This is a genomic window from Photobacterium sp. R1 (genome assembly GCF_054600795.1).
In genome coordinates this window covers 60,530-85,055 of record NZ_BAAHZP010000019.1, presented here as the reverse complement: position 1 = coordinate 85,055, position 24,526 = coordinate 60,530, and the positions used below count along the sequence as shown (strand labels likewise).

26 protein-coding genes and 1 tRNA gene are annotated in these 24,526 nt (G+C 54.4%); 8 read left to right on the top strand and 19 right to left on the bottom strand.

Translation table 11 applies throughout. The features are described 5' to 3' along the window. The 4 genes from ACYP03_RS21940 to mutY all read right to left on the bottom strand — a co-directional run bounded on the left by ACYP03_RS21940 (position 1) and on the right by mutY (position 2,952). Positions 1-72, bottom strand: a tRNA-Phe gene (locus ACYP03_RS21940). A gap of 151 nt (positions 73-223) precedes the next feature. After that, positions 224-1,360 carry a membrane-bound lytic murein transglycosylase MltC gene (mltC, locus tag ACYP03_RS21935; protein ID WP_459782105.1) on the bottom strand — a complete coding sequence of 379 codons (1,137 nt, stop codon included), beginning with the start codon at positions 1,358-1,360 and terminating at the stop codon, positions 224-226. A gap of 132 nt (positions 1,361-1,492) precedes the next feature. Continuing rightward, complete coding sequence (locus ACYP03_RS21930; protein WP_248143973.1) at positions 1,493-1,765, bottom strand: oxidative damage protection protein; 273 nt, start codon at positions 1,763-1,765, stop codon at positions 1,493-1,495. A 167-nt stretch (positions 1,766-1,932) separates the two neighbouring features. Beyond that, a complete protein-coding gene (gene mutY / locus ACYP03_RS21925; RefSeq protein ID WP_459782103.1) occupies positions 1,933-2,952 on the bottom strand; it encodes an A/G-specific adenine glycosylase in 1,020 nt (339 codons plus the stop codon). An 80-nt stretch (positions 2,953-3,032) separates the two neighbouring features. On the opposite strand from mutY, the gene ACYP03_RS21920 reads away from it, so the two are divergent. From ACYP03_RS21920 to glsB, 3 genes are all read left to right on the top strand, one after another. Beyond that, positions 3,033-3,188, top strand: a complete 156-nt coding sequence (locus ACYP03_RS21920; protein ID WP_248143975.1) for a hypothetical protein — start codon at positions 3,033-3,035, stop codon at positions 3,186-3,188. Between the two features lie 114 nt (positions 3,189-3,302). Continuing rightward, complete coding sequence (gene trmB, locus ACYP03_RS21915) at positions 3,303-4,040, top strand: tRNA (guanosine(46)-N7)-methyltransferase TrmB (protein ID WP_459782102.1); 738 nt, start codon at positions 3,303-3,305, stop codon at positions 4,038-4,040. Between the two features lie 117 nt (positions 4,041-4,157). Then, complete coding sequence (gene glsB, locus ACYP03_RS21910; protein ID WP_459782101.1) at positions 4,158-5,078, top strand: glutaminase B; 921 nt, start codon at positions 4,158-4,160, stop codon at positions 5,076-5,078. A 72-nt stretch (positions 5,079-5,150) separates the two neighbouring features. Here the strand turns inward: glsB and hemW are convergent, their stop codons facing one another. From hemW to ACYP03_RS21875, 7 genes are all read right to left on the bottom strand, one after another. Further along, positions 5,151-6,326: a radical SAM family heme chaperone HemW gene (gene hemW / locus ACYP03_RS21905; protein ID WP_459782100.1), complete on the bottom strand. Its 1,176-nt coding sequence runs from the start codon at positions 6,324-6,326 to the stop codon at positions 5,151-5,153. Beyond that, positions 6,326-6,919: an XTP/dITP diphosphatase gene (locus tag ACYP03_RS21900; RefSeq protein WP_248143979.1), complete on the bottom strand. Its 594-nt coding sequence runs from the start codon at positions 6,917-6,919 to the stop codon at positions 6,326-6,328. The genes hemW and ACYP03_RS21900 overlap by 1 nt, the downstream gene beginning before the upstream one ends. Positions 6,920-7,073: 154 nt before the next feature. Next, a complete protein-coding gene (locus ACYP03_RS21895) occupies positions 7,074-7,502 on the bottom strand; it encodes a DUF4426 domain-containing protein (protein WP_248143980.1) in 429 nt (142 codons plus the stop codon). 124 nt (positions 7,503-7,626) lie between these two features. After that, entirely contained in the window at positions 7,627-7,920 is a 294-nt protein-coding gene (yggU, locus tag ACYP03_RS21890; protein WP_248143981.1) for a DUF167 family protein YggU, read from the bottom strand. Further along, positions 7,917-8,474: a YggT family protein gene (locus tag ACYP03_RS21885; protein WP_248143982.1), complete on the bottom strand. Its 558-nt coding sequence runs from the start codon at positions 8,472-8,474 to the stop codon at positions 7,917-7,919. Before ACYP03_RS21885 ends, yggU begins: the two co-directional genes overlap by 4 nt. A 9-nt stretch (positions 8,475-8,483) precedes the next feature. Next, a complete protein-coding gene (proC, locus tag ACYP03_RS21880; RefSeq protein WP_248143983.1) occupies positions 8,484-9,302 on the bottom strand; it encodes a pyrroline-5-carboxylate reductase in 819 nt (272 codons plus the stop codon). Positions 9,303-9,351: 49 nt separating this feature from the next. Further along, a complete protein-coding gene (locus tag ACYP03_RS21875) occupies positions 9,352-10,059 on the bottom strand; it encodes a YggS family pyridoxal phosphate-dependent enzyme (protein ID WP_459782099.1) in 708 nt (235 codons plus the stop codon). A gap of 23 nt (positions 10,060-10,082) precedes the next feature. Here ACYP03_RS21875 and ACYP03_RS21870 point away from each other — a divergent pair, with 23 nt between their 5' ends. From ACYP03_RS21870 to ACYP03_RS21860, 3 genes are all read left to right on the top strand, one after another. After that, positions 10,083-11,117 (top strand): type IV pilus twitching motility protein PilT, encoded by a 1,035-nt coding sequence (locus ACYP03_RS21870; protein ID WP_459782098.1) that lies wholly within the window; start codon positions 10,083-10,085, stop codon positions 11,115-11,117. Positions 11,118-11,130: 13 nt separating this feature from the next. Then, entirely contained in the window at positions 11,131-12,240 is a 1,110-nt protein-coding gene (locus ACYP03_RS21865; RefSeq protein WP_459782096.1) for a PilT/PilU family type 4a pilus ATPase, read from the top strand. A gap of 212 nt (positions 12,241-12,452) precedes the next feature. Further along, the gene (locus ACYP03_RS21860) at positions 12,453-13,769 is read left to right on the top strand and encodes a YjiH family protein (RefSeq protein WP_248143987.1); all 1,317 of its coding nucleotides are present in this window, start codon (positions 12,453-12,455) and stop codon (positions 13,767-13,769) included. Positions 13,770-13,918: 149 nt separating this feature from the next. Here the strand turns inward: ACYP03_RS21860 and ruvX are convergent, their stop codons facing one another. The 4 genes from ruvX to rsmE form a co-directional block, all read right to left on the bottom strand. After that, a complete protein-coding gene (gene ruvX / locus ACYP03_RS21855; protein WP_459782095.1) occupies positions 13,919-14,347 on the bottom strand; it encodes a Holliday junction resolvase RuvX in 429 nt (142 codons plus the stop codon). Then, on the bottom strand, positions 14,344-14,907 hold the full coding sequence (locus ACYP03_RS21850) for a YqgE/AlgH family protein (RefSeq protein ID WP_248143989.1): 564 nt from the start codon (positions 14,905-14,907) through the stop codon (positions 14,344-14,346). Before ACYP03_RS21850 ends, ruvX begins: the two co-directional genes overlap by 4 nt. Positions 14,908-15,050: 143 nt before the next feature. Then, positions 15,051-16,001 (bottom strand): glutathione synthase, encoded by a 951-nt coding sequence (gene gshB, locus ACYP03_RS21845; protein WP_330961957.1) that lies wholly within the window; start codon positions 15,999-16,001, stop codon positions 15,051-15,053. 14 nt (positions 16,002-16,015) lie between these two features. Further along, positions 16,016-16,747, bottom strand: a complete 732-nt coding sequence (gene rsmE, locus ACYP03_RS21840; RefSeq protein WP_459782093.1) for a 16S rRNA (uracil(1498)-N(3))-methyltransferase — start codon at positions 16,745-16,747, stop codon at positions 16,016-16,018. Between the two features lie 250 nt (positions 16,748-16,997). Here rsmE and ACYP03_RS21835 point away from each other — a divergent pair, with 250 nt between their 5' ends. Next, positions 16,998-18,314: a hypothetical protein gene (locus ACYP03_RS21835; RefSeq protein ID WP_248143992.1), complete on the top strand. Its 1,317-nt coding sequence runs from the start codon at positions 16,998-17,000 to the stop codon at positions 18,312-18,314. 56 nt (positions 18,315-18,370) lie between these two features. Here ACYP03_RS21835 and ACYP03_RS21830 read toward each other — a convergent pair whose 3' ends face one another. The 4 genes from ACYP03_RS21830 to ACYP03_RS21815 all read right to left on the bottom strand — a co-directional run bounded on the left by ACYP03_RS21830 (position 18,371) and on the right by ACYP03_RS21815 (position 24,265). Then, complete coding sequence (locus ACYP03_RS21830; RefSeq protein ID WP_459782092.1) at positions 18,371-19,090, bottom strand: endonuclease; 720 nt, start codon at positions 19,088-19,090, stop codon at positions 18,371-18,373. 117 nt (positions 19,091-19,207) lie between these two features. Continuing rightward, positions 19,208-20,344: a tryptophan 7-halogenase gene (locus tag ACYP03_RS21825; protein WP_459782091.1), complete on the bottom strand. Its 1,137-nt coding sequence runs from the start codon at positions 20,342-20,344 to the stop codon at positions 19,208-19,210. A gap of 55 nt (positions 20,345-20,399) precedes the next feature. Next, positions 20,400-23,534, bottom strand: a complete 3,135-nt coding sequence (locus ACYP03_RS21820) for a LodA/GoxA family CTQ-dependent oxidase (RefSeq protein ID WP_459782089.1) — start codon at positions 23,532-23,534, stop codon at positions 20,400-20,402. Positions 23,535-23,782: 248 nt separating this feature from the next. Next, positions 23,783-24,265 (bottom strand): SprT family zinc-dependent metalloprotease, encoded by a 483-nt coding sequence (locus ACYP03_RS21815; protein ID WP_459782088.1) that lies wholly within the window; start codon positions 24,263-24,265, stop codon positions 23,783-23,785. Positions 24,266-24,298: 33 nt separating this feature from the next. Between ACYP03_RS21815 and ACYP03_RS21810 the strand changes: the two genes are divergently transcribed. After that, complete coding sequence (locus ACYP03_RS21810) at positions 24,299-24,484, top strand: hypothetical protein (protein ID WP_459782087.1); 186 nt, start codon at positions 24,299-24,301, stop codon at positions 24,482-24,484. Positions 24,485-24,526: the final 42 nt, after the last annotated feature.

Below are 24,526 nucleotides of genomic sequence, written 5' to 3'. Positions count from 1 at the left end.
GCCTCGAGGCGGAATCGAACCACCGACACGAGGATTTTCAATCCTCTGCTCTACCGACTGAGCTATCGAGGCAACGGAGCGCTATTAAACGGGTTTTGGCCCTCATCGTCAATACCTTTTTCCAGAAAAAAGTGCGATTCCTGATTGCTTGCTCGCTTTTTGCCCGTTATGGGGCGGCGAGCAGCAATTTTCATGCTTTCCGGCAGAAAGTCATTACTTTGTCTCAGATTTTTCCGTTGTTAAAATCTTTCTGGTAACGGGTGACTTTCTCCAGATATCGCCTGGCTTCTCCTTTCGGATGCTTGTTGGTCAGCGCCCAGAACACCTGATTGGGCTGCAACTGATTCAAATCCTGCATGGCGCGTTTGCGGTTACTGTGGAAAGTGCTCAATACACCGCCAGTACCGCCGTTATAGGCTGAAATCATGCTGTAGTGCAGCGAAAGCGGATTCCGGATTTCTTTCAGGTAACGGTTTTGCAGCAGGTAAAAATAGGCCGTGCCGGTATCAATATTGTTTTCCGGATCAAACAGATATTGTGGTGAAGGGCGGCCGGAGCGTTTTTTCACCAGTTTAAACACGTCCGCTCCCGCAGTTTTCGGGACGACCTGCATCAGACCATAGGCATTGGCCGGGCTGACGGCATAAGGGTTGAAGCTGCTTTCGGTTTTGATGATGGCGTAAATCAGGTCTTCTTTAATGCCATAGCGGCGAGACGCCTCACGAACGATGTTCGCATATTTGTAGCTTCGTTTGTTGACGTGGTCGGCTACCATCGGGATATCCACATAGTATGCCTTCTGGTAACGGACGTTTTTGGTTTTCAGTTTGTTGTTGACCAGATATTCCGCAAAACGTTTGGCCCGCCAGGACCATTCAATCGACTTGCCGTCCTGATCCAGGATCTGTCCGAGCAGAAACGGGCTGCCGGACAGGGCAAAGTCCTGCGCGGAGTACAGATCAACTTCTGCGGGATCGGCCGGTGTGAGCAGGGTGGTGGCGATCGCATCGATCAGGTGCTGTTTCGGGTTGGTGGTCGCCACGGTTTCTATCGTGACCATCCCCTTGTCAAAGTCGACATGGGCCCGGCTCTGGTAGCCATCAGTGTATTTTACGTAGTGGCGCTTGCTGGCCATGAGGACATTGTCATTCCCCCAGCGCTGTTTGACCTGGCCGCTGAAGGTCTGGATCAGGCGATCCAGCGCGGCGGTATCTTTCGTAAACTGGCCGGGTAAAGGGGCCAGATTTTTGGCAAAGCGGTTGGTTGGGGCGTAATCGACCTTATAGACTTTTTCGACCACTTCGCGGCTGCAGCCACTGAGGAGCAGCGTGAATGTGGCAAGGAGGAGTGCTTTCTTCATGTTCTGCATATAAAAAATGACATCACTGGCGTTAAGCCAAATGATGTCATTTTCCGTCCGGCCACGGTATGATTTTTGGTCACCGTGACCTGAGAACGTGATGTTCATGCACGCATCTGGTGCAGCAAGCAATTACTCGCTTGGCGGGGTATAACCGTCGATGATGACGTCCTGGCCTTCAAACAGGAAGTTCACCATTTCTGTTTCCAGCAGCTTGCGGTGCTCCGGATCCATCATGTTCAGCTTTTTCTCATTGATCAGCATGGTCTGTTTGCTTTGCCATTCAGCCCAGGCTTCTTTGGAAATGTTGTCGAAAATGCGTTTACCCAGCTCACCCGGGTACAGCTGGAAATCCAGACCTTCAGCTTCTTTTTTCAGTCGGGCACAAAATACAGTACGGCTCATGGGATCCTCAATCATGATTGGGTGGCAGTCTGACAGACTGCCAGAATCGAATGTCTGGTCACTAGTTTCCTGTTTCTGCCTGCGGGATTCAAGTTTGTTGGATCAAGTGTCCGGACGTTCTCTGATGCTTTTTCCCATCTGCTCTCCGGGCGGGAAAAACAGATGCGTTAGTTTGATACCCGTTTCTCAATAAATTTTCGGATCGGGGTCGGCAGTCCCAAATCACTGAGCGCATCAAGCGAAAACCACTGCTGATTGTCAGTCTGATCACCCAGACGATCCACGTGCCAGACACTGGCATTGAGTTTGTAGTGGGTAAAAGTGTGCTTAAAGGTGCCTTTCAGCTGCACATGATCCCCGAGCTGCTCCGGCTCCAGATAGATTTGCGGCAAGCACCAGAGCGCGCCCCAGATGCCATTATCTTCCCGTTTTTCCAGTAAGAGCTGACCGCCGGATTCAATCCACAGGAATTGCCCGGAACGAGTCGGGACGATTTTTTTAGGTTTGGGTGTCGGCAGCTCAGCGACACGGTTTGTCCTGAATGCGACACAGCTGTCCTGAAAGGAACAATCGTCACAAACCGGACTTTTCGGTTTGCACACCGTCGCGCCCATATCCAGCAGGCCCTGCGCAAAGGCGCGGTTGTGCTGTTGTGGGGTAAACTGCTCGGCATATTGCCAGAGCTGCTTGTCGACCTGCGTGGTGCCCGGGACGCCTTCAATGCCGAAAAACCGGCAAAAGAGACGTTTCACGTTGCCATCCACAATCGGGCCATAGGTATTGTAAGCAAAAGAAGCAATGGCACCTGCGGTATAGCGGCCGACTCCCGGGATCTTCAGAAGCTGATCGATTTGATCCGGAAACTGGCCGTCGCACTCATGCACAATGTATTGCGCGGCTTTTCTCAGATTCCTTGCCCGGGAGTAATAGCCCAGTCCCTGCCAGTGATTCATCACGTCATCTTCTGAGGCTGCAGCGAGCAGTTCGACGGTCGGAAAACTGTTCATCCAGCGTTCAAAGTAGGGAATGACCGTCGCCACCTGCGTTTGCTGCAGCATGATTTCAGAAACCAGCACCCGGTAGGGCGTTGGATTTTGCTGCCAGGGTAAATCGTGGCGACCATGGGTCTGTTGCCATTGGATCAGCCGATCCTGGAATGTTTTGGAGGGCAAGGGAGATTGCGTCATAAAATTTTCTTCACAGCTGCACTGTTCTGACAGCGTTCATTTTCGGAAATTATTCCTCTTCGATGCTGCAGTGCTTTGAAATGATTCATGTTGAACCCAGGTACCGCGGATTTGATCTGGCTGTACCTTGTGTCCGCTTTATTCTGTTTGTCCGCAGAGACGACATTGCGGTGACGATTGCACCACAATCCGCTGTTGTCTTCAATGCGAATACGGCACTTGCACTTGTGCGCTAACTTTGGATAATGCCGGATCCGTTTATACCAAACTGAAGAGAATTGCAGCTGGCGACAGCCTTCTCCTCAGTTTGGTATCTGAAATTGATTAACCCATTTTTTAGGTAAGGACCCATGAGCCAAGAATCCAGAACGAATGCTGACGTCACCCTGACGGAATACACGGAAGACGGAAAGCTGGTACGTAAAATCCGTAGCTTTGTCCGTCGTGAGGGCCGTTTAACCAAGGGCCAGCAACATGCTCTGGAAAACAACTGGCCAGCCATGGGGCTCGATTTTGAGCAAAAACCGCTGAACTGGACCGAAGTGTTCGGCCGTGAAGGCCACGTGGTGCTGGAGATCGGCTTTGGTATGGGTGCCTCGCTGGTTGAAATGGCGAAAAACGCGCCGGAGAAAAACTTCGTCGGGATTGAAGTGCACAGCCCGGGTGTGGGTGCGTGTCTGATGGCTGCTGAAGAAGCAGGCCTGACCAATCTGCGTGTGATGTGCCACGATGCCGTGGAAGTCTTTGATTACATGATCCCGGACGGCAGCCTGGATACCGTTCAGCTGTTCTTCCCGGACCCATGGCACAAAGCGCGTCACCACAAGCGTCGTATCGTCCAGCCAGCCTTTGTGGAAATGGTGCGTAAGAAGCTGAAGATCGGCGGTATTTTCCATATGGCTACTGACTGGGAAAATTACGCTGAGCATATGGTGGAAGTGATGAATGTTGCTCCGGGTTATGCGAATACAGCCACAGACGGTGATTATATCCCGCGTCCGGACGATCGCCCGCTGACCAAATTTGAAGCCCGCGGACATCGTCTGGGTCACGGTGTATGGGACATGAAGTTCGCCCGTACAGAATAATGTGCTATGGCTCATAGCCATTGGGGTTCAATATCGAATAAGATATGGGTCTATTAAATACGATTAGCCTGAAAAGCCAGCCTTTGAGTTGGCTTTTTTGTCCTCTGGAGACAGTGAATGAAGCCAAGTGAGCAGTTGCTGAATGACATTCTGGATGAAGTCCGGCCGTTGATTGGGCAGGGCAAGGTTGCCGATTATATTCCGGCCCTGGTCGAGGTGCCGTCAGACCGGCTGGGCATTGCCGTTTGTTATAACGACGGTGAGATTATTCAGGCTGGCGACAGCGAAGTCGGCTTCTCGATTCAGTCGATCTCCAAAGTGCTCAGTCTGACGCTGGCCATGACGCTGTATGAAGCGGATGAGATCTGGTCCCGTGTCGGCAAAGAACCCTCCGGCCATGCGTTTAATTCCATGATTCAGCTGGAGATGGAACACGGTATTCCCCGTAATCCCTTCATCAATGCCGGCGCGCTGGTGGTTTCTGATCTGCTGCACAGTCGCCTTTCTGCGCCGCAGTACCGGATGCTGGAGCTGGTCAGAACGCTGTCCTGCAACGCGAATGTGGTGTACGACAAAAATGTGGCCGCTTCTGAGATGCAGCACAGCGATCGCAATGCCGCGATTGCGTATCTGATGCGCTCATTTGGTAACTTCGAGAATGAAGTGGTGCCGGTGCTGGGCAATTATTTCGGTTACTGTGCCCTGAAGATGAGCTGCGTGGATCTGGCCCGAACTTTCAGTTATCTGGCCAATAAAGGGCAGCCATTGTGCGCGGAAAAGCCGTTGATTTCACCGACACAAAGCAAACAGATCAATGCCTTGCTGGCAACCTGCGGCCTGTACGACGGGGCGGGTGAGTTTGCTTACCGGGTCGGGATGCCGGGTAAATCCGGTGTCGGCGGCGGTATCGTTGCGATTGTGCCGGGTGAGATGTCGATTGCGGTCTGGTCTCCGGAGCTGGACGCCTCCGGGAACTCTGTTGCCGGTACGGCAGCACTGGAGCTGCTGGCTGAACGCATTGGCCGTTCGATTTTCTAGTTGGAATCTAATGCCTTGGAATTCAAGGTTTGAGCTTGTCGCTGGCAGATGTCTGCCAGCGACAAATCGGCTTTAGTTGCTGTCTTCTTCGTCGTCTTCATCGACAAAGGCGGCCAGCAGGTCGTTGAGGAACAGCTTGCCCTGTTCGGTAATCTGCCAGCTGTCGCCCTGATCCAGCAGATACTCTTTGCCCAGCGCCCATTCAATCGGCGTCAGGATGCTGTCCAGCGGCAAGCCGGTGCGCGCAACGTAGTCCTGTTTCGGACAGGCCTCCAGCAGACGGAAACGGTTCATGAAAAACTCGAATGGCCGTTCGGTGTCTGCCACCTGCGTTTCCTGATCCAGATAAGGTTTCTGCGGATTCAGGTAACCGCGCGGATGTTTCACTTTCACCGTGCGGGTTATGGTGCCGTCAGCGAAGCTGATCTTCCCGTGTGCTCCGCAGCCGATGCCGAGGTAGTCACCAAAGCGCCAGTAGTTCAGATTGTGCTGACACTGCTTGCCCGGTTTGCTGTAGCCGGAAATTTCATACTGCTCATACCCGGCCGCGGCCAGCAGGGCATGTCCCTGCTCAAAGATATTCCACAAATCGTCGTCATCCGGCAGCGTCGGTGGTTTTGAGTAAAACAGGGTGTTTGGCTCAATCGTCAGCTGGTACCAGGACAGATGCGGCGGATCTAAGGCGATCGCCTGTTTCAGATCGGACAGGGCATCCGCCACGCTCTGATCCGGCAGGCCGTGCATCAGATCCAGATTGAAGCTGTTCAGACCGGCTTCTTGAGCCAGTCCGGCAGCCCGGATTGCTTCTTCACAGCCGTGAATCCGGCCCAGACGCTTCAGCTTGTCGTCCTGAAAACTCTGAACACCGATGGAAATCCGGTTCACGCCTGCTTCACGGTATGCCTGAAAGCGGCCCGCTTCAACGGTGCCCGGGTTCGCTTCCATGGTGATTTCGATTTGATCACTGAATGGAATACGGGCCTGAATACCCGCCAGCAGCCGCCCGATTTCCGGAGCCGAGATCAGGCTGGGGGTGCCTCCGCCAATAAAGATGGAATGCAGGGAGCGGCTGTTGTCCGTCAGCTGATAACGGGCCAGATCCGTGTCGAGATCTTCCAGCAGCGCATCAATGTAATCCAGCTCCGGGATGTCATTTTTCAGTGCATGCGAATTGAAGTCACAGTACGGGCACTTCTGGACACACCAGGGGATATGAACATACAGGCTCAGCGGTGGCGGTACTAACATCAGGCGTCCTTCAGGGCAGCAAAGAGTTGTTGCAGGGCTTTGCCGCGGTGTGACAGTTGTTTCTTACGCTCAGCAGCCAGTTCGGCTGAAGCGCAGTTTTCTTCCGGTACCCAGAAAACCGGATCGTAACCGAAGCCGTTTTCACCACGGGCTTCCGTCAGAATACGCCCTTCCCAGGTGCCATGGCAAACCAGCGGGGTCGGATCGTCAGCATGGCGCATCATCACCAGCACACAATGGAAACGCGCGGTTCGCTCTGCCTCAGGCACCTCTTTCATGGCAACCAGCAGTTTCTCGAGATTCTGCAGATCTGTGGCGTCTTCGCCGGCATAGCGGGCCGAATAAATACCGGGTGCACCTTTCAGCGCATCGACTTCAAGACCAGAGTCGTCTGCAATCGCTGGCAGACCGGTTTCTCTGGCGGCATGGCGCGCTTTGATGATGGCATTTTCAATAAAGGTGGTGCCGGTTTCGGCGACGTCAGAGACGTTCATATCGCTCTGGGCAATCACCTCGAAACCAAAATCTGCAAGCAGGTGAGCCATTTCACGGACTTTGCCCTGGTTACCGGTTGCGAGTACGAGTTTGCTCATGATGACTCCTGGTTTGTGTGGCTGGGGAGAGGGGGGCCTATGATACCCACAGGCAGCCCAAAAGCCAAAGACAGAAAAAGAAGGAATGGATCCTTCTTTTTCTGCGGGCAGAGCTTGAGATGAGCGGGGAATGACCCGCACTGAACCGGGAGGCTTATTCGGCGAAGTAAGTCTGCTCGAACTGGATATTGCCGCGGGTCGATTGACGTGAGACGTCAATGTTGAACCGAAAGCGTTCCTCATTGGCATGGGACAGCTCAGCGATATAGTAAATGGCATCCCCTTCGCGGATCTCGCGGAAGGTCAGGTTCTTCTCATTGCCGACCAAGTTCCGCGCTGTTCCTTTCACCACAGCGGCAACGGCGGGTTTTCCTTCGGCAGTGGTATCAAGTACGGTGACATTGATCAGTGCGGAGTAACGGCTGCGCTGAATCCGGTAAGTCTTCGCGATTTCCGGGGTCAGAAATGTCGAAGGGAAGGTGGAATAGTGAACTTCCAGTTCGCCGATATTCTTGAGTTGCTCGGCATGAACGGGGAGGGAAAGGCCGAGTAGAGCAATAAAAGCAACAAGTAACTGTTTCATAAGGCTGTCCTTTAATCCTGTTGAGATGAGTCTCATGATATAAGACCTTACACTCCAAGGGGATATTGCTGCATTCTTTATAGTATAGAGTGACTTGCTTTGACCAGCTGTACGAGGCTGAGATTCACAGCATGTGACGAAAAAGATCCGGAATCACCTGAGGTGATTGTATGCGGATTTGCTTATGCCGCCCGGTTTCTCCTTTTTCTATCACTACCTGGCCTTTGGCAACCCTGAACTGTTTGGCCAGGTATTTCACCAGATGGCTGTTCGCTTTGCCGTCAACAGGCGGTGCCGTGATGGCAACCTTCACTTCATCACCATGCAGGCCAACCAGTTGATCCCGGCTGGCCTTGGGCTGAACGTAAAAGCGGATCACCAGATCCGCTTTATCCTGACTGACGGCTTGCTGCGTCATAGCTGGAACCAGATCGGGCCAATCAGATCACCGATCAGGATGTTGGCAAATTGCAGGCCGATGAAAAGAACCAGCACACTCAGATCCAGACCGCCCATCACCGGAATGAAGCGACGGATTGGCGCGGTCATCGGTTCGGTCAGCTGGTGCATCACGTATTCAATCGGGCTGCGGCCCTGGCTGACCCAGCTGAGAATGGCACGGATCAGCAGAACCCAGAACACCAGGCCTCCTGCGGCCTTGAGCAGTGACAGACCTGAAATCCAGAACAGATCAATGCTGAATGCCACACCACCTTTGGTCAGGACCAATTGCAGGATGACAAATTTGGCGATTGTCAGCAGATAAGCAAACAGCAGAGTTGCCAGATCCAACGCGCCAATTGACGGGATTAAACGGCGCAGCGGACCAACCACGGGCTGGGTTGCCTTCACCACGAACTGGGAGAACGGATTATAGAAATCCGCTCTGGCCCACTGAAGCCACAAGCGCAGCAGTACCACCATAATGTACAGATCGAACGCTGTACTGACTAAAAAACCAATTGAGTTCATAAGGTTACCTTAAAACAATTTTTCCATTTCCTGTGCGCGGCTGACAGCGGCCTGCATTGCTTTCGCTACGATATCACTAAGTTGCGCTTCGTTAAATGTACGGATCGCTTCGGCGGTTGTGCCGCCTTTCGAGGTGACCTGTTCACGCAAAGTCGACAGTTCTGTGTCCGGGTTGGCGAGCACCATGCCTGCAGCGCCTGCAGCAGCTTGCTGAACCAGTTCTCGGGCCGTGTCTTTATCAAATCCCTGACGAATGGCCTCGTTTTGCATCGCTTCCATGAACAGGAAGAAATACGCCGGTGCACTGCCGGCCGCGGCAATCACGCCATTGATCCCGGATTCTTCTGATACCCAGCAGGTTTTTCCGACCGCGGCCATCAGGTCATCGGAGAAGGTACGGTCCGTCTCGCTGACGTCAGCACCGGCATACATACCGCTCATTCCTTTGCCGATCAGTGACGGAGTATTTGGCATAACGCGAACCAGACTGACTTTTGCCGCCAGCATTTCCTGCAAGCGGGCGACGGAAATTCCAGCCGCAATAGAGATCACCAGTTTATCTTTGAAATCAATCGACTGAAGCGGCTGACACACGGTTTCCATCAGCTGGGGTTTGACCGCCAGGACAATGACATCGGCCTGTTGTGCTGCGCGCAGGTTGTCATGATCGGTATGGATACCGTAATCGCGGGCCAGGGGTTCACGACGTTCAGCGCTGGGCGCCGTTGCGGTGATCTGTTCAGCCGGATAACCGCTGGCGACCAGTCCGGCAATGATAGAGCGGGCCATGTTGCCGGCACCGATGAATGCGATTGAACGATGTTCCATGAAAAAATCCTTCTAAAATAATGAGAAACGTCTGCCTTTTCAGGCGGCGTTAACTGTAATTCCGGGCGCCAAAAATTGCGGTGCCGATCCGGACCATAGTGCTGCCGGCTGCAACTGCGGCTTCCATATCGCCGCTCATGCCCATCGACAGAGTATCCAGGGTTGTTTCGGGCAACTGTTGTTGCAGTCTGTCCCGGGCCTGAGCCAGTAACGTAAAGGCGCTGAGCTGGCTGTCATAGTCGTCTGCTTTTTCTGGGATCGACATCAGGCCACGTAACTCGAGGTTGGGCAGTGAGATAATTTCGGCAGCCAGTGCGGCTAATTCGTCAAATTCCACGCCGGATTTCGAGGCTTCGCCGCTGGTATTAACCTGAAGCAGGATTTTCAGCGGCGGCAGATTGTCCGGGCGCTGCTCACTGAGGCGGCGGGCAATTTTAGCGCGGTCGACTGAATGAACCCAGTCGAAGTGCTCTGCAACGGGCCGGGTTTTGTTGGACTGAATCGGACCGATAAAGTGCCAGCTCAGGGCCAGATCCGGTTTGGTGGCAGCAAAGTGCTGGATCTTATCCACGCCTTCCTGCACATAGTTTTCACCGAATGCCAGCTGTCCGGCAGCGATGGCTTCGGAAATGGCGCTGACCGGTTTGGTTTTACTCACTGCCAGCAGTTGTACGGAATCCGCGCGGCGCCCGCATTTCTCACAGGCCTCGCAGATCTCCTGAGTGACCTTTGTAATGTTTTGTCTGATACTACTCATAATTGATTCTTAGGGGAAAATATATGGATATCACCGAGCTACTGGACTTTAGTGTAAAGCATAATGCCTCCGATCTGCACCTCTCTGCGGGGGTATCGCCGATGATCCGGGTGGACGGTGATGTCAGAGCGCTCAGTATCCCGCCTTTCAGCCATGAAACGGTGCACCGGCTGATTACAGATATTATGGATGATGCGCAGCGCCGGGAATTTGAAGAGCACCTCGAAGTTGATTTTTCTTTTGCTCTGCCGGATGTCGGACGTTTCCGGGTCAATGCCTTTCAGCAGTCCCGGGGCTGCGCTGCAGTTTTCCGTTCAATTCCGGTGACGGTTCCGTCACTGGAATCGCTGGGTGTTCCTGAAGTGTTTTATCAGATTGCCAGGAGCCAGCGCGGCCTGGTACTGGTCACCGGGGCCACGGGTTCGGGCAAGTCCACCACGATTGCGGCGCTGGTGGATCATATAAATTCTCTTTCCCACCGTCATATCCTGACGATTGAGGATCCGATCGAGTTTATCCATGCAAGCAAACGCTGTCTGATCAATCAGCGCGAAGTCCACCGGGACACCCACAGTTTTCAGAATGCCCTGCGTTCGGCGTTGCGGGAAGATCCGGATGTCATTATGGTCGGCGAGCTGCGCGATCAGGAGACCATCCGGCTTGCGCTGACGGCCGCTGAAACCGGCCATCTGGTGCTGGGCACCCTGCATACCAGCTCGGCGGCGAAAGCGATCGATCGCATCATTGATGTCTTCCCCGGGAATGACAAAGCGATGGTCCGTTCCATGCTGTCGGAATCGCTGCGGGCGGTGATTGCACAGTCGCTGCTGAAATGTCCTGCTGGCGGCAGGGTCGCGGCTCATGAAATCATGCTGGCGACGCCGGCGATCCGTAACCTGATCCGGGAAGACAAAGTCGCGCAGATGTATTCGATGATCCAGACCGGTGCCGGTCTGGGAATGCAGACCATGGAGCAGGCCGTCAACCGGCTGCTGGCACAGGGGCTGGTGGAACCCGATGAAGTGCTCCGGGTGACCGAGCGGACTCAGGGGCTGTAGACAGGAAAGACTTATGGAACTTGCAAGCATTCTGGCACAAATGGCGGCGGATCAGGCATCGGATCTGTATCTCACGGTTTCTGCACCCTGCCAGCTGAAAATCAGCGGTCAGCTGAGTGCTGTCGGGCCTTGCCTGACCGCTGATGAAGTTGAGCGTTTGTGTCAGCAGGCTATGTCAGCCAGTCAATGGCAGACGTTTGTGGCTACGAAAGAAGCTAATTTTGCACTGGTCCGGGAAGGGCATCGTTTCCGTATCAGTGCGTTCTGGCAGCGGGAACAGCCGGGCATGGTGATCCGGCGCATCGAGAGCATGATTCCGGATGTCGACGCTCTGACCCTGCCGGAGCCGATGAAAGCAATGGCGCTGGCAAAGCGCGGACTGGTGCTGGTGGTCGGGGCAACGGGTTCGGGAAAATCAACTTCAATGGCTGCGCTGACCGGTTACAGAAACCGGAACCGCAGCGGACATATTCTGACCGTCGAAGATCCGATTGAATTTATTCATCAGCACGACCGTTGTATCGTGACCCAGCGTGAAGTCGGACTGGATACCGAAAGCTATGAAGTCGCCCTGAAAAACTCCCTGCGGCAGGCGCCGGATATGATCCTGATCGGTGAGATCCGAAACCAGGAAACCATGGAATATGCCCTGAACTTTGCAGAAACCGGCCATCTTTGCATGGCAACTCTGCATGCAAACAATGCCAATCAGGCACTGGAGCGGATCCTGCATCTGGTGCCCAGGGAACGGCGGGAGCAGTTGTTGTTCGATTTATCCCTGAATCTGAAAGGGATCCTGGCGCAGCAGTTGATCCCGGACAGTCACGGCGCCGGGCGTCATGCTGCCTTTGAGCTGATGATCAATACCCCCAGAATTTCGGATCTGATCCGAAGAAATGCCCTGCATGAGCTGAAAGAAACGATGGCCAAAGGAAAAGAGCAGGGCATGCAGACTTTTGATCAGTCTTTGTATGCATTGTATCAGGCCGAAAAGATCAGTGAATCGGACGCTTTGGCCCATGCCGATTCTGCCAATGATGTCCGGTTGATGATCAAACTGGGTCAGTCCGGTCAGACCGCATCCGGGCATAGTCTGGCGGGAGTCTCTATTCGTTTTGACTGAGAGCCGGCAATGTACAAGCGGCTCCCTGTACAGCTTATTCAGTTTTGGGGCACCCATGATCCCAAAGCTGATCAGGCTACAGACATCGGCTTTTGCTGACATCATTGTTAATTATTTGTGATCGCATCGTTGATTTCAAAATAACCATCTTGAGCGCGAAGTGTTCTCTCTTTATATGTATATACAAATAACATGGAGAGGGAGTCAATCAAATGGAACAATCACAGGCCCGTGCCGGGATATCGGATACCCTGGCGCGATTCCGGTTGCTGGTACTCAGCGCTGTCGGAATCTTTTTCTTTTTCATTCCAGTCACCCTGAACGGAAAGTCGACCATTCCGCTGGATCACCTGGTCAGCCAGATCAAAGGGTGGCTGGGCAGCGGCGTGGCCTGGTATGCTCTGGGCATGATTGTCGTGGGTGCCATTTATCCGTTTGTGACCGGTCAGTGGTCGAAAAGTCTGACGGATAAAATATTCTCAGTGCTGAAAGTTCTGGGGGCTGCAGCCGCGCTGATGGCGGTGACCGGAGCAGGCCCTGAGTTTCTGCACAGTAAAGATATGCTGCCGTTTCTTTTCGAGAAGCTGGTGATCTCGGTCGGACTGATTGTGCCTGTCGGGGCTGTGTTTCTGTCTTTTCTGGTCAGTTACGGCTTGCTGGAACTGATTGGCATTCTGGTGCAGCCGGTGATGCGGCCGATCTGGCGGACACCGGGCCGTTCAGCGATTGATGCGGTTGCTTCCTTCGTCGGCAGCTATTCGCTGGGATTGCTGATCACGAATCGTGTATACAAATCAGGCCAGTATTCGGCGAAAGAGGCGGCGATCATTGCGACGGGGTTCTCGACAGTTTCAGCCACCTTTATGATCATTGTGGCGAAGACGCTGGATCTGATGGCGGTATGGAACCTGTATTTCTGGGGGACGCTGGTGATCACCTTCATCGTCACGGCAATCACTGTGCGGTTGCCGCCACTCCGGGGAATGGATGAGTCGGTTCGTGATCCGGAACCGGAAGCCGGGCGAGACGGGCGTCTGCAGACGGCGTATCAAACTGGCATGGATGTGGCGCGCCAGGCGCCGGCACTGGGGAGCAGCATGCTGTCGACCATCAAAGATGGTTTGCTGATGACGATTGCCATTCTGCCGTCCATTATGTCGGTGGGTCTGATTGGCCTGCTGGTTGCCAAGTACACCCCGGTTTTTGACTGGCTGGGTTACCTGTTTTATCCGTTCACCGCGATTTGGGGGATTGAGGGCGCGAAAGCGCTGGCGCAGGCTTCTGCATCCGGGCTGGCGGAGATGTTCCTGCCGGCACTCTTACTGCGTGAAGCGGATATGGTGGTTCGCATGGCGGCGGCGGTGGTTTGTGTATCCAGTGTCCTGTTCTTTTCGGCCTCAATTCCGTGCATCCTGTCGACTTCGATTCCGCTGAGTGTGGGGCGTCTGGTCGTGGTCTGGTTTATCCGCACGGCACTCAGTCTGCTGCTGGCGATTCCGTTTGCTCTTTTGGTCGCCGGACAGATGTAGCGTCGTATTTTCACCTGCAATAAAAACAGCCCCGGCACACATGTGTTCGGGGCTGTTTCGATTCGGGGGGGTGTGCAGCTTTCAGTGCTTTGGGTCACCTATGATCCAAAAGCCTTCAGGGCTGTACAAAGAAAATCAGTACAAGCCGATTACCCGTATTGCTGTTCAAACCAGCTTTCTAAGATAACGACCGCGGACTGAGAGTCTATATTGCCTTTGCTCAGAGAGCGATAGCCACCCCGGGCAAACAGATCCGAACGGGCTTCCACTGTGCTCAGGCGTTCATCGTGCAGCTCAACCTGGCAACCGAACCGGCCATGCAGGCGGTTGGCAAATTTTCGGGCACGTGGGGTGATGCTGTCCAGCTCTTCACCATATACGTCCAGCGGCAGACCCACGACCACCAGATCCGGCTGCCATTCCTTGAGCAGTTTTTCAATGGCTTCCCAGCTCGGGATACCGTCATTGGCTTTCAGCGCGGCAAGCGGATTGGCCGTGCCCGTCAGCTCCTGGCCGATCGCGGCGCCAATGCTTTTCACGCCATAGTCAAAGGCGAGTACGGTGCGTGATGTGCTCATGAATGTCCTACTTCTGTCGATAAATTGGCTGAATGAATGCCCAGTTTGGCGACTGCTTTTTCCCAGCGCTCACTGATTGGGGTTTCGAAAACCACTTCCGGGTCTGCTTCCATGGTCAGCCAGCTGTTTTCAGCCAGCTCCTGCTCGAGTTGTCCGGCCGTCCAGCCGGCATAGCCCAGGGCGACCAGAAACTGACTCGGTTCATCCTTCGTTCCCAAAAGCGGCAGAATATCTTTGGACGTGGTCATTTTGAGCTCATCAGTCAGATCCAGACTGGAGCTGTAATTCGCTTTGCTGTTATGCAGCACAAACCCGCGGTCGCCAGCTACCGGGCCACCGATCATCACAGGTTTTTTCAGGCTGTCCGGATGCGCCAGCGGCAGCTCACGCTCCACTTCGATCTGTTCCAGCATGCTGCCGACCGACACATCAATCGGCAGGTTGATGACAATACCCATGGCACCTTCGTCGTTGTGCTCGCACACATAGACCACACTGCGTTTGAAGTGTGGATCCTGCAGACTGGGCATGGCCACCAGAAAATGATTGGTGAGATTCATCATTCAGTCCTTACAACAAGCGCTCATAGTTACAGTATGAGGACTATTTGGCTTAAATGGTATGTCTGGCCGAGGTGTTGTCAGAAGTCTCAAGCGAATCCTTGGTCATATATTTGACAACACACTCAGGCACAGTGTTCCGGTTAAGCGTCTTTCAGACGACGTTCAATGGCATCCATCAGTTTTCCGGTGATGGAGATATCGTAAGCGGCTTCGATTTCGCGGATACAGGTCGGGCTGGTGACATTAATTTCTGTCAGTTTGTCGCCAATCACATCCAGACCCACAAAAATCAGGCCTTTTTCTTTCAGGACCGGCGCCACGGCTTCAGCAATCTGACGGTCTGTGTCACTCAGCGGGCGGGGTTCGCCACGACCACCGGCAGCCAGGTTACCGCGGGTTTCACCTTCTGCCGGAATCCGGGCCAGACAGTAAGGCATTGGTTCACCGTCAACCACCAGAATTCGCTTGTCCCCGTTGCTGATGTCCGGCACGAATGTCTGGGCCATGCAGTAGAACTGGCCGTGGTTGGTCAGGGCTTCGATGATCACCGACAGGTTCGGATCTCCTTGTTTGACACGGAAAATCGAAGAGCCGCCCATGCCATCCAGTGGTTTCAGGATCATATCGCCATGCGTTTCATAGAACGCACGGATCTTGTCATCGCGCCGGGTGACGAGCGTCGTCGGTGTCAGCTCCGGGAACCAGGCGGTAAACAGCTTTTCGTTACAGTCACGCAGGCTTTGTGGTTTGTTGACGATCAGTGTGCCTTGTTCTTCTGCGCGCTCCAGAATATAGGTGGCGTAGATGTATTCGGTGTCGAACGGCGGGTCTTTTCGCATCAGGACCGCATCCAGGTCGCTCAGGGCAATTTCCTGCTCGCCATGGAAGGTGAACCAGTCGTTTGGATCTTCTTTCAGGGTGACGATTCGGGTGCGGGCCAGCGCTTTCCCCTGTTCCAGTGACAGGTCGGCCATTTCCATGTAGTGGATTTCCCAGCCACGGCGCTGCGCTTCCAGCATCATCGCAAAACTGGAATCTTTCTTGATGTTAATGGACTGGATGGGATCCATCACAATACCCAATTTGATCATGTGTTTCTCCTTGGTTAGCCGAGATCGCCAAAGCGAACCTGTAGCGCAGTCATTGCCGTCATGGCGGCGGTTTCGGTTCTGAGGACCCGCGGGCCCAGCAGCACTTCGCTGAACTGGTAGTTTTCGGTCATGCTGATTTCCTGCTCCGACAGACCGCCTTCCGGGCCAATCAGCAGACGAACACGGGAAACCGGGGCGGGCAGGGTATTAATGGAATATTGGGCTCTTGGGTGCAAATTCAACTTCAGGCCGTCAAATTCTTCCGCACACCAGTCTTCCAGTTTCATGATCGGGCGGATTTCCGGAACCACGTTGCGGCCGCACTGTTCACAGGCACTGATGGCGATCTTTTGCCATTGGGATAGTTTCTTATCAAATCTGTCCTGGCTTAGTTTGACGCCGCAGCGTTCAGAAATCAGCGGGGTAATGCTGCTGACACCCAGTTCAACGGACTTCTGGATAGTGAATTCCATCTTCTCACCCCGGGATATGACCTGGCCCAGATGTAGTTCCAGCGGGGATTCCACATTGTTTTCACAGCGTTCGCTGATCTCAACTTCCACCCGCTTTTTACCGGCTTCGGTAATCACGGCCGGAAATTCAGCATTGCTGCCGTCAAACAGCAGGACGTCCTGACCTGGTTGCATGCGCATGACGCGGCCCACATGATTGGCGGCGTCGTCACTTAATGTCACTTTTCCGCTTGCAGGCAGCGGTTCAGGATGGAAAATACGTGGCACTCTCATATTCGATTCATTGGCTGTGAAGATAATGTCTGGCGCCAGTATATCAATCTTGATGACAATGTATCGAACATTGCTTGTGGCGGATTGAAAAACGACGACATTGCCGGTGATGGGCTATCCGGCACAGCCTGGAACTGAAATCCGGCTCAATGATAATGTTTCAGCTCAAAAATAAGGGAAGAAATTAAGCAATCTATTGCACTTTCAATTAGATTGCTGGCGTGATTGCATTTGGGACACACAAAGAACAATGTCAAAAAAACAAAAATTACAACGGCTGAGCATCATTGCGGCAGCCATGCTGGTCATTGCAGGTTGTGGCGGTAGTAAATCCGGGGACAGAAGCCTGAACCAGAGTGGCGATCCGCGCCTGGAAGATTTGCAGCCTTATCTGGCAGACAGCCTCTACGCACAATCTGCCATAGACTGTGCCGTGATCTACAAACAGGGGCAGTCCTGTCAGATGCAGGACATCGCCCCGCTGGGCTATCAGACATCCGGCGATCTGACTCCGGATGATATCGCCGGGCGATTGCTGGTTTCACATTCGTGGATGGGTGACAGTTTCATGGATGTGGTCCGGGAATTACCGCAGGATGTATTGAATCTGTTTAAGCCGCTCAATGTCATTGTGCTGAGCTTTGAAGTTCGACCGTCTTTTTATCACAGCGCGACAGCCGGGATGTATATCGATCCGCGTTATCTGTGGCGGGATGTGGTGGAATGGAATGATATTTATCAGCAGGATGATTACCGGTCCGGTTTTTCAGACAGCCAGCGCTTTATTGCTTTGCAGCGTTATGTTGATCCGGCCAGCGGTGAATATGTGACTTACAGTAATACCTACAATGAGTTCAGCAACGCCTGGCGATCGGCTGCTGAAATCAAACCGGGGTTGTTGCGGTTACTCACCCATGAACTGGCCCATGCCAATGACTTTCTGCCGCCGGAGCTGCTCAGCAGCCTGGATGCATCGACCAGCATTCTCACCAACATCAACCGGAATAAATCCAGTCAAATTCATCAGAGACTGAACCAGGACTATGCGCTTGAATCGGATGATTTGACTCAGGCTGCCAACAGCTATTTCGGCGGTTCATCGGTTCAGAAAATTTTGACGCCGGAACAGGCCGGGGCCGCATTTGAGCCTGACGGCGCCGCAGAATTCTATGGTTACTATACCGCAGAGGAAGATGTCGCCATGTTGTTTGAAGCCTACATGATGTGGCGCGAGTATGGCGTGGTGTCGGATGTCGGCTTTACGACGGTACCGGCAAGGTCGGATTATAATTGCGATGATTTGATTCTCGGCTGGGGGCAGCGTAACCGGCTGGCGCAGGACGAGGTGGCTCCAAGGGCCAAGCTGGTGTCAGAAGCGATCTTACAGCAGAACCTGACAGCCGAGTTTGTGCCGATCACTTCTGCAACGCCGGTTGACTTACCTTACGGGGATGGCTGGTGTCAGTCCCGGACTGCTGTAATGTCAGCTCGGTTTGAACGGCTCTCAGGTGCTCAGCCAGCGATGGAGCATCACAGGCGGTATCAGGAAGAAATGCTTCGCGAGTGATTGTTGCGGGGCAGAAAAAGGACGGCTGAGCCGGAGAGCCCAGCCGTTGTTCTGAACTACAGACCAGCCTGCCGGCAGGCCTCCATTACGAAGCGGTTATGCTGCTTCTGGATACCAGCGATGCGGCGGTCCCGTTCACATTCCCAGGCACTGACCGGATAGGTCTTGTGCCAGGCCTGCATCAGCTGACGCTGGTTTTTGGCCAGCCGGAATCGGTATTCCTGCTCCATGTAGAGATAAGTTCGCGCAATGGCGCCTCGTGCGCGCTGCGGCGGATCAACCCGGCGGTTTTTGAAATCAACTTTGATGTCGCACTGGCCGTAGTTGGCTCCCTCATTGTCTTTCCATGGGGTAAAGCGGAAGTTCGAGCGGTCGCCGTTTACTTCGCCAATTGCCGGGGTCAGGTTGTGCATGTCGGCTTCCATGCGGTTGAAGAGCGGATCTTTCCGGCAGTTCTTCCGGCCGCCGTCCTGCCAGCATTGTAACTGATGGCCAAACTGCCAGGCGGGGACCACATGTTCCCATTCGATACGGCTGGCCCGCTTTGCCTGCTTCCGAACCTGATAGCCGCAGCTGTTCAGATCGGGAACACCTTTCTTGCCGTGCCAGTCAATCCGGCAGCCGCAGTAAAAACTTTCGTTGTGGTCCTGATAAATCTTGACCAGTAACTTCTTGGCTTTGGCAAATGACTCAGGCGGGTTGGCATAGACAACCTGTGGGAGGAGGCTGAGGCTCAGCAGTGAGCCGGCCAGGACCCATTTCAACTTGGTGAACATGATACATCCGGTGACTGATATAAGGGATGATGATGTTATCAGTACCGAATTTATTTAGAAGTGTTTCACGTTATGTCTGTGTAAAACATCAAGATATTGAATTGGGTGCGGCAGACATCAAATTCCCAGAGGTTGGGGATGGTGTCTTCGCTGCCAGTAAGGCATGCCGGGCCAGCGCTGTTCCTGCAGATAGTAGTGCCGGTGATGATCCAGATACCGTTGCCAGACTGATGTGATTTGAGCGCTGTGGGTATGACTGAGCGCAGTCAGTGCTTCCGGATGATTGAGTCCGGTATCCACAAGCTGTTCCGCCAGCTGCATGGCCGTTGCCATGGCATTGAACATTCCCTGCGAGGACAGCGGGTTAAAGCTGCAGGCGGCATCACCGATGGCCGCCCAGCGGAATCCGGCGACTTGCTTGAGGCGTGTGGTATTGGCGGAGGTTTTGCCGTGCAGTTGCCACTGTTTTTGCGGCGCCGGACTGGCGGCAAGCAACCCGGCAATATCTTTCTGTGTCCGGGCCATCTGAAAAAAGCGTTCATCATCAAGATGTAAACCATGTCTGAGCAGATCCGCATCGGTTTGCAGCGCCAGTACCCGACGCTGACCCGGTAACCGGGCACTGTACCACCAGCCGTATTCGCAGGCACTCAGCGTTGCCATGCGATCATCACACTCACAAGCCAGACTGGCCCAGATCGCAACCTGTTTGTCGAGTGCCAGACGTCTGATGCCCAGCATGGCGGCAAAGACGCTGCGACGGCCACTGGCATCAATCACAAAGTGGCAGGGTACGGCAGACCGGCTTTCAGCTGTTTCTCCGTGAAGCTGCAACAACCAGCCGTCACGACCTTGCTGAACCGCCACAGGTCTGGCTGGCCACAGGCAGCGGACGTTGCTGGCCATCACATGTTGCCGCAGCCAGTTTTCAAACCCGGCACGGTCGAGCTGCCAGCCCGGTCCGTCCGGGTTCCTGAGGTTGTCATTCATCACACATGCATCGCTGCCCCAGTGACTGCGGATCCCGTGACAGGGAAGATGCAGCGCCTGATGGCGGGTGAAAGCTTCGAGCAGACCGAGTTCGCGCAGAATACGGCCTGCTGCCGGAGGCAGACATTCGCCGATTCTGGCAGGGCATTCAGTGTGTTGGTCGATCAGGACAACATCGAAATGTCGGCTCAGGGCCAGTGCGGCGATACAACCGCCAATCCCTGCGCCGATCACTGCGATTTGCGTCTGGATAATTTGCGTCAAAATTTTTTCCTGCAGTGAGGCGGGCGTGGAGTTCAGCCACGCCCGGTGCAAGGACTCAGTCCGATTTAAATTTCCCCGGGAAATTCACGCCAAAGCGACTGACTTTCTCGATCACACCGAGATCAATGCGTGAACGGACACTCGGTGTCGTCGGCTGAATGTTGTCCCGGCCGTGGCGATCCGGCACCAGATTCCGTGCCAGTTCAGCCACTGTCTGCAATCGGCCGGTATCCGTGATTTCTGCACTGTCAGCCAGTTCACTCACGGCATGATCTTTGGCGGTGATCCCCACCTGCATTATGGCAGGGAAGTTCGGATCACCCGCAACACCCGGGCGGCCCTGAACTACGGCCAGCTGATTGAAATTGAAGATCATACTGTTGATCTGTGCCGTATACGTGGGCGGCTGACCGTACAGGGGCAGGGCATCGAGCCAGTCAGTCCGGTAATTGAAAGCCTGAATCCGGGTTTGCTCATCCAGATTGGGGTCCAGCGTTTCCTGATAACGGGTGGTATCCAGAATATTGTTCGGCACCCGGGCCGGCCAGAAGGTCGGCAGGTAAGGGTCATACTTGGAGGTGTACCCGTCGCGGCAACTGGCGGTATCGGTCTGCCAGGGAATCGCCATCCAGCGGGTGATCCCGCCCGGGACCTGACCGCCGAGCAGCGGCCCTTGCGCCAGCGTGATGATATCGCTGTTCATCAGAGGGCCGTAGTAGGTGGTGTCTTTACGGATCCCTTCGCTTGCATGCTTGAGGCGGAACGGCGCCATGTACATTCCGGCGGTACGCATCGGCCAGGTCATTTCACAGCCGGGGTGAAAGGCATCTGCAAGACAGAATTCCAGCGCGCCCCGGGTCAGCATCTCTGGCTGTTCCGCCACCGGGACTTTGTCGATGTCATCGGGTTCAGCTGCGTGCGGGCAGATCTGCGGGTCGACATAGTCGGGAATAAAGTCGCCTTGCACCCATTGATCCAGAAACGCCAGTTGCAGCTCAGACAGCGTGGCATGCTGACGTTTAGAGCCTGACGGCGGGATGGTAATCGCATCGCCATAGAGCCAGGGCCACAGCTGGGCGGCCTGCGCGCCGGGCTGACCATAGCGGCGAAAGTTATTGGAGATGGTCCGCCGCAGCTCGGTATAGGCCGGAGACGGATCGCTGAGCTTGGCGAGCCATGCCGGTGTCGTGTAGTCGAACTGACCGCCGTGACCGAAAGCCGCGGCAAAACCGGCGTTGACCCATTGCAGGTTGGTCATGCGCGCAAAGATCGGCAGGATATCTTTCCGAAACGACGGACGGGGCGGGCGGGTGAGCATTCCGGCGTTCACCGCTACCGAACGCATCAGATCCCACATGGTCCGTACCGATTTCTGCATGGGTGCGTAATCCGGTGGCGCACAGACGACCCAGGCCGGATCAACCTGAAGGGTGACACCCAGATATTCGACTTCAGCAGTGACCGGGCCGTCAGAGATATCATCGTGCCAGCCTTCATTGTTGGCAAAGGTAATGGCGATATCGCCGTTGATATTGCGCGAGATCCCTTTGCCGCCCAGGACAATCAGGCGGCCCTTTTTATCGGTTTTCAGCTCACCCAGATAGACGGACTCGTCCATGAACTTGCCGACAAATTCGGGACCTTTCTTTACCCCGGCCTCGTCCAGTTGCTGGGCTCCGCCGTCGATCAGCAGACGGCGGCGATCAGCCACATTGTTGTTGCGCAGCAGCGAAGGCGGTGCATGTTCGGCCTCCGGAATATCCAGCGCGAGCTGGAATTCGTACCAGGAGGACTTCTGATTGGCCAGATGGACGCGCCACTTAAGTTTTGCGTTGTCCATGGTCAGCTCTTTGACGGCTTTGCCAGCAGCATTCAGACCATAAACCCGGAACTGAGCCGCCTGACGTTTCAGCAGACCACGGGCATCCCGGTAGGCATCTTCTTCCAGCCGGGGCCTGGGATTAGGGACCAGCGGGCCGATAAAATATTCGTCGCTGCCGCCGACCCGCATAATGCCGATGGGCGGATAAATCGCGGCCCGGACAATGCAGTCGATGTCTTCATCGGTGTTGCCGGTGAACTTTGGGTCGATGCGATCCGGCTCATTCATCTGCTGTCCGTTGGCCAGATGGCGTGTGTCGGCACTGGCCTGATAAACCACTTTACGGGCCTGTGCAATGGAGCCCAGCGGTTCATGTTCAGGCAGGGTGCGCCAGATGTTAAAGGCAAGGTTACGGCCAAACTCAGCCTGACCGATGGCCGTGATTTCCTGCTTTGGCAGCGTGAGCGTGGCGACCGGGATAAAAGGGCTTTCAGATTCCGGCCAGACGACCTGAGCGTCGTCCAGCGGCATAGTTGCCGGATCGGTGCGCAACTGCACTTCAAACAGGAAGCGGCTTTCGTCCTGACGCAGGCGGTTTTGCAGATCCTGCGCCAGATAATCGCGGCTGTTGCTGGGGGCGCCGTGATAGGTGTCCAGCGGTGTGAGACGGTATTTGACCACCTGGCTGTCGCCGAGTTTGAAAGGCAGAATGGCCCAGTAGCTGGCACTCAGACAACTGGCCTCGACTTTGGACATGGCATTGATGATCTCATGGACCTTGGGATGTTTTTCCAGATAGGCCGGGTAGTCACCGTCAATGACACCAGCTGTGGTAAAGGCACACATCTGAGCCGCATCGCGGGCAAAGAAACGGTCGATGTTCTGCATGATGAAATCGGCATTATCACTGTCACCGAGCAGCTTGGGACCGGGGACCCCGAACAGTTTGATCCCGACGCCCAGCGTGGTGTGCAGATCCGGCGCGCTGGGTGAGGTGTCACTGGAAAAACGCAGCACACATTCATACCGGCTGCCGCTGAAGATACCAATTTTCAGAGCTTCCGGAATATCCCGGTGGATATCAAAATGTCCGTAGGCGATGCCGTGTTGTTTGCGGAAAACGGCACGTTCCGCAGGCTGTTGGCCGCGTTCGATACGGGTCTTTTGCCCCATCTCGACAAACATTTCTTTCAGTCTCTGAGTGGCCAGCGTGATGTCAGCGTAGTGGTCGCCGCCCGTCCAGCACTCGACGTCATTGGCATCGGGCGCTTTGTCGATGTTCTTCAGGACATATTGAGGATTGACCAGCTCACCATGTTGCTTGCTGTGTTTTTGCTTCTCTTTGTCTTTCTTTTTCTTGTGCGTCATGGCGGTTTCCATTGGGTTGACATGCCGTGTCAGGTAACCGCAACAAAGCCAGCGTATTTTCTGGAGTGAGTCCCATGACTGGGAGGATCGGTCCGCTCAAGACTGAGCCAATGTTTACCTGTGATTTTGGTTGAACCTGAGAAGGGTATGCCACTTGTGGCATTCAGGTCGTTGAAAAGTATAGTCAGGGAAGTGGGGAAGACCAATTGCGGCTGGTGTTTGTGTGACAGACGCGCCGGCGTCAGCCATCAGCGGTCCGGACGCAATGGCTGGTGGCATTGAGTGCAATGATAAATCGCCTGCTGTCGCATTACTTTATTGTGCCGTCTGAGGGTCAGCTGGTGTTCCCGGCACTGGCAGCGATAGCAGAAGGTTTGTCCGGAGACCGAAGTAACATCAAAACTGTGCGTGGTTCGGGCCGGGACATGAAAAATATCTGTCATCATCCGCTGCCACTCCGTTCCGTGGGGTTTGACCCGGCCATAGCAGGCAAATGTCAGCAGGTGAGCCAGTTCATGAGGAACGACTTCTTCCAGGAACGCCTGGGGATTTTCGGCCATCAGGACCGGATTGTATCGGATCTCCCAGCTTTGCAGCCGGGCGCTGCCTGCGCTCTTGCCGCGCTGGGTAAAGCGAATGGCCGGATCCGGAAATTGTCTGCCCAGTTTTTGCTCTGCCAGCCGCAGGCAGGCGAGGGTACGTTCAATGATGGCTTGCTGAAGTGGGTTCATGGAGCTGACGGGTCATAAAACAAGGCGGACAGTATGAAAGGTCTGGTGTTTTTTTTCCAGTCTGTCCGGCACGATCAGCTTAAGGGACATGAGTGGTCAAAAGCTTCAGAAGCTGCACACGAATGCCTGTTCAGCTTTTGGTGCGATTGGGTTGCTGGTGTTAAAAAGCTAAAAAGTATTTTTGAAACAGTTGCTTATGTTGTTTTGGTTTGGGTTTGATCAGATTCTGATGCTTTTGGAATATCGGTGTCCCAAAGCGGA

Coding starts and splice junctions, on each gene's coding strand:
- ACYP03_RS21835 (WP_248143992.1), top strand. CDS start 16,998: ATGTCAAAAAAACAAAAATTACAACGGCTGAGCATCATTGCGGCAGCC.
- mltC (WP_459782105.1), bottom strand. CDS start 1,360: ATGAAGAAAGCACTCCTCCTTGCCACATTCACGCTGCTCCTCAGTGGC.
- ACYP03_RS21900 (WP_248143979.1), bottom strand. CDS start 6,919: ATGAGCAAACTCGTACTCGCAACCGGTAACCAGGGCAAAGTCCGTGAA.
- ACYP03_RS21865 (WP_459782096.1), top strand. CDS start 11,131: ATGGAACTTGCAAGCATTCTGGCACAAATGGCGGCGGATCAGGCATCG.
- proC (WP_248143983.1), bottom strand. CDS start 9,302: ATGGAACATCGTTCAATCGCATTCATCGGTGCCGGCAACATGGCCCGC.
- ACYP03_RS21850 (WP_248143989.1), bottom strand. CDS start 14,907: ATGAATCTCACCAATCATTTTCTGGTGGCCATGCCCAGTCTGCAGGAT.
- mutY (WP_459782103.1), bottom strand. CDS start 2,952: ATGACGCAATCTCCCTTGCCCTCCAAAACATTCCAGGATCGGCTGATC.
- ACYP03_RS21815 (WP_459782088.1), bottom strand. CDS start 24,265: ATGAACCCACTTCAGCAAGCCATCATTGAACGTACCCTCGCCTGCCTG.
- hemW (WP_459782100.1), bottom strand. CDS start 6,326: ATGTTAGTACCGCCACCGCTGAGCCTGTATGTTCATATCCCCTGGTGT.
- glsB (WP_459782101.1), top strand. CDS start 4,158: ATGAAGCCAAGTGAGCAGTTGCTGAATGACATTCTGGATGAAGTCCGG.
- ACYP03_RS21870 (WP_459782098.1), top strand. CDS start 10,083: ATGGATATCACCGAGCTACTGGACTTTAGTGTAAAGCATAATGCCTCC.
- ACYP03_RS21930 (WP_248143973.1), bottom strand. CDS start 1,765: ATGAGCCGTACTGTATTTTGTGCCCGACTGAAAAAAGAAGCTGAAGGT.
- yggU (WP_248143981.1), bottom strand. CDS start 7,920: ATGACGCAGCAAGCCGTCAGTCAGGATAAAGCGGATCTGGTGATCCGC.
- ACYP03_RS21830 (WP_459782092.1), bottom strand. CDS start 19,090: ATGTTCACCAAGTTGAAATGGGTCCTGGCCGGCTCACTGCTGAGCCTC.
- ruvX (WP_459782095.1), bottom strand. CDS start 14,347: ATGAGCACATCACGCACCGTACTCGCCTTTGACTATGGCGTGAAAAGC.
- gshB (WP_330961957.1), bottom strand. CDS start 16,001: ATGATCAAATTGGGTATTGTGATGGATCCCATCCAGTCCATTAACATC.
- ACYP03_RS21810 (WP_459782087.1), top strand. CDS start 24,299: ATGAAAGGTCTGGTGTTTTTTTTCCAGTCTGTCCGGCACGATCAGCTT.
- ACYP03_RS21885 (WP_248143982.1), bottom strand. CDS start 8,474: ATGAACTCAATTGGTTTTTTAGTCAGTACAGCGTTCGATCTGTACATT.
- rsmE (WP_459782093.1), bottom strand. CDS start 16,747: ATGAGAGTGCCACGTATTTTCCATCCTGAACCGCTGCCTGCAAGCGGA.
- trmB (WP_459782102.1), top strand. CDS start 3,303: ATGAGCCAAGAATCCAGAACGAATGCTGACGTCACCCTGACGGAATAC.
- ACYP03_RS21895 (WP_248143980.1), bottom strand. CDS start 7,502: ATGAAACAGTTACTTGTTGCTTTTATTGCTCTACTCGGCCTTTCCCTC.
- ACYP03_RS21860 (WP_248143987.1), top strand. CDS start 12,453: ATGGAACAATCACAGGCCCGTGCCGGGATATCGGATACCCTGGCGCGA.
- ACYP03_RS21820 (WP_459782089.1), bottom strand. CDS start 23,534: ATGACGCACAAGAAAAAGAAAGACAAAGAGAAGCAAAAACACAGCAAG.
- ACYP03_RS21920 (WP_248143975.1), top strand. CDS start 3,033: ATGATTCATGTTGAACCCAGGTACCGCGGATTTGATCTGGCTGTACCT.
- ACYP03_RS21875 (WP_459782099.1), bottom strand. CDS start 10,059: ATGAGTAGTATCAGACAAAACATTACAAAGGTCACTCAGGAGATCTGC.